The 3,011-nt window shown below is 77.4% G+C and carries 5 protein-coding genes; 4 read left to right on the forward strand and 1 reads right to left on the reverse strand.

What is annotated here, in order from left to right:
- The first annotated feature begins 61 nt into the window (after window positions 1–61).
- From catC to LWC33_RS34480, 3 genes are all read left to right on the forward strand, one after another.
- Window positions 62–382: a muconolactone Delta-isomerase gene (gene catC / locus LWC33_RS34470; RefSeq protein WP_308191062.1), complete on the forward strand. Its 321-nt coding sequence runs from the start codon at window positions 62–64 to the stop codon at window positions 380–382.
- A gap of 677 nt (window positions 383–1,059) precedes the next feature.
- The gene (locus LWC33_RS34475; RefSeq protein ID WP_233308907.1) at window positions 1,060–1,677 is read left to right on the forward strand and encodes a DNA-binding transcriptional response regulator; all 618 of its coding nucleotides are present in this window, start codon (window positions 1,060–1,062) and stop codon (window positions 1,675–1,677) included.
- Window positions 1,608–1,793 (forward strand): benzoate/H(+) symporter BenE family transporter, encoded by a 186-nt coding sequence (locus LWC33_RS34480; RefSeq protein WP_233308908.1) that lies wholly within the window; start codon window positions 1,608–1,610, stop codon window positions 1,791–1,793. Before LWC33_RS34475 ends, LWC33_RS34480 begins: the two co-directional genes overlap by 70 nt.
- Before the next feature lie 7 nt (window positions 1,794–1,800).
- On the opposite strand, the gene LWC33_RS34485 is transcribed toward LWC33_RS34480, so the two are convergent.
- The gene (locus tag LWC33_RS34485; RefSeq protein WP_233308909.1) at window positions 1,801–2,142 is read right to left on the reverse strand and encodes a hypothetical protein; all 342 of its coding nucleotides are present in this window, start codon (window positions 2,140–2,142) and stop codon (window positions 1,801–1,803) included.
- Between the two features lie 25 nt (window positions 2,143–2,167).
- Between LWC33_RS34485 and LWC33_RS34490 the strand changes: the two genes are divergently transcribed.
- On the forward strand, window positions 2,168–3,011 hold an 844-nt coding region (locus LWC33_RS34490; protein WP_305080907.1), incomplete at its 3' end, for a BTAD domain-containing putative transcriptional regulator.

Here is a 3,011-nt window from a genome sequence, read left to right on the forward strand (position 1 = left end):
CCCCGGCCGCGTCCGGCACGGGCAACGAGGTCACCTACGACTTCGCCCTGGACCCGCAGGCGTGAGCGAGCCCGCGAGCGAGTCCTCGGCGTCGCGCCAGCTCTTCGCCGTCCGGATGGACGTCGCGCTGCCGCCGGACATGGATCCGGCGGCACGCGCCGACCTCCTCGCCCGGGAGAAGGCCTACTCGCAGGAGTGGCAGCGTTCCGGGCACTGGCGCAACATCTGGCGCTGCGTGGGGGAGTACGCCAACCTCTCGCTCTTCGAGGTCGAGTCCAACGAGCAGCTCCACCAGATCCTGTGGGGCCTGCCGCTCTTCCCGTACATGACGATGACGGTCACGCCGCTCGCCGGTCATCCGTCGGACGTCAGGCTCGGCTGAGCCCGGGGCCGGTACCGACGTGCGACCCGAGATCGCGTCGTCGTGGTTCCGGGCCCGGGAGAGCGGGCTCGCGCCGGACAGCCGCGTCGACCCCGAGGACGTGGCCCCGGTCGACCCGGCGAGCAGGCTGCGCCGGGTCGCCGGGCCCGTCCTCGGTGACCTGGCGGCCGCGCTCGACGGGTCGCCGTACACCCTGATCCTCGCCGACCACGAGGCGCGGCTGGTCGACATCCGGTTCGGCCGGGCCGCCGTGCGGCCGCGGCTCGAGGAGATCGGCGTCGTGGAGGGCCGCAGCTTCACCGAGGCCGCGACCGGCACGAACTCGATCGCCACGGCGGGCCGTCCTCGAGGCGTTCGACGCTGTGGCCGCGGGCTCGGCGGACGCCGTCGTCGCCCTCGGGCCGGACCTCGTCCTGGCCAACGACGCCGCCGCCGAGCTGCTGCAGCCCGCGGACCACGCGGCGCTGCAGACCGTGGTCGCAGAGGCCAGCCGGCTGGCTGCGCAACCGCGCCGGGAGCTGCACCCTGGACCTCGCGGCCGGGGTGACCGTCGCCCTCGACGCCACGGCCGTCGACGGCGGGTTCCTGCTCCGCCTGCGGCCCCCGCGGCGCGCGGCGGCGATCCCGTGGCGGCCCGGGGCGGGCGGGGGCGCGGACGGGCACGCCCCCCTGCGCGCATGGTCCAGCGGCACCGGGCGGAGGGCGCCTCCGTGCTGGTGCGAGGGGAGACCGGCACCGGGCGGCGCACGGTGGCCCGGGCCCTGGTGACCCCACCCGTCGTCGAGCTCGACGGCCCGACGGCAGGTCCGGACGAGGTCGGCGCGCTGTCGCCCTGCGCCGGCACCGTCATGGTGCCCGACGTGGACCTGCTCGACCCGGCGGTGGCGGCCCTGCTCGACCGGCGGGCCGGCGAGCTCGGGTTCCGGCTGGTCCTGACCAGCACGGGCCCGGTCGTCAGGGGGCACCCCGCGGCGCTGGTCGCGCGCTGTCCGGTGCACCTGGACCTGCCGCCGCTGCGCGCGCGGCGCGACCGGCTCCCGTCCCTGGCGGCCGGGCTGCTACGGGAGCGGTCCGCGGACCGGCTCCGGTTCAACCCCCGGGCCCTGCGCACGCTGGCCTCCAAGGTGCACGCCGCGGCGATGCTGCCCGTGCCGGCCTGCGGCCGTCGACCCGGCTCATGCTGGCCGCGCCGCCCGCGTTCGTGGCCACCCTCGGCGGCCTCGCGATGCTGCGCGTGCTGCAGTCCGCGTTCGTCACGGCGTTCGGGTCGCGGTGCACCTTCGGGGCGCTCGTGACCTTCGTCGTGACCGTCTCCGACGTGACCGTGCTGAACATCGGCGGTGCCTTCTGGAGCCTGCTCGCCGGGTTCGGGGTCACCTGGCTCCTCGAGCGCGGCGACCTCCGATGCTGACCCCGGCCTACCGCGGGTGCAGGACGTACTCCACGCCGTCGGCGAACCGGTGGCGGGTCACGGGCACCTGCCGGGCGGCCGCGCAGACCAGGCCGTGTGCCGCGAGGTTCCCGTGCCCGACGAAGGCATGCAGGGTCCGGTCCCGCCGGCACGCCGCCCGCAGCACGGCGGTGAGCGGCGCCGTGCCGACGGCGCGTCCCTGGTACAGGTCGGCGACCAGGGCGTACAGCTCCGCCCGCCGGTCGCCGTCGGGGTCGACGTCAGCGGGCCGCGGCGCCTGATGCCGGCCTGACGGGCGGGATCCGCAGCGTTGCTCCGGGAGCTGCTGGTCGCGGCCCGGGAGCTGCACGCCCGCGCGATCCTCGACGCCGGCGATGCGCGCGGCCGCCGACCTCGCCGCGGCCCTCGTCGCCGAGAACCCGCTGCGCCAGCACGCCCGCGCGGTCCTGGTCGAGGCGCTCGACCGGGACGGCCGCCGGGCGGAGGCCCTGGCCGGCTACGAGCAGTTCCGCCGGGTCCCGGCCGAGGCCGCCGGGCTGGAGCCGTCGCCGGAGCTCCGGCACGGGCACCGGGAGGCCGCGCTCGGCCTCGCGGTGCGCTGCGCCTGGGGGTGGTGGCTCGCCGGCGACCGGGGGCGCGGCCGCCGGCTGCTGCTCGACCTCCTCGACGGACGTCCGGACTCGCTCACCGCCCGGCTGTGGGCCGCCGCCCTGGCCGCGCACGACCGGGACGAGCCCGCCGCACTCGCCGAGGTCCGCACGCTGCTCGACGCCCACCTCGCGGCGGGGAAGGGGGTGGCGAGCTCGGTCGACGGGCTCGCCCTGCTCGTCCTGGCCGACCGGTACGCCGAGCGCGGGGAGCCCGACCGCGCCATCGCCCTGCTCACCGCCGCCCGGCCTGCGGTGGAGGCGGTCGACGACCCGTGGGGCACCGCGCTCGACGACCTCGTGCACGCCCGCGTCCGGCTCGCGGCCGGCCGTCCCGACGAGGCCCAGGCCCGGGCGTCGGCCGCCCTCACGGTGTTCGAGTCGTTGCCCGACGCGGCCGGACGGATGCGGGCCCTGGAGGTGCTCGGCTATCTCGACGAGGTGGCAACCGACCTCCGCGGAGCTACGGCAATGCCCTGCTGCTGGCCGTGCAGGGCGGCTGGCCGCACGCCCAGTGCCACCTCTCCGTGCGCCTCGGCAGCGTCACCGACCTGCTCGGCGACCACGCCGG

Source organism: Pseudonocardia terrae (assembly GCF_021343995.1).
Taxonomy (GTDB): Bacteria; Actinomycetota; Actinomycetes; order Mycobacteriales; family Pseudonocardiaceae; genus Pseudonocardia; species Pseudonocardia terrae.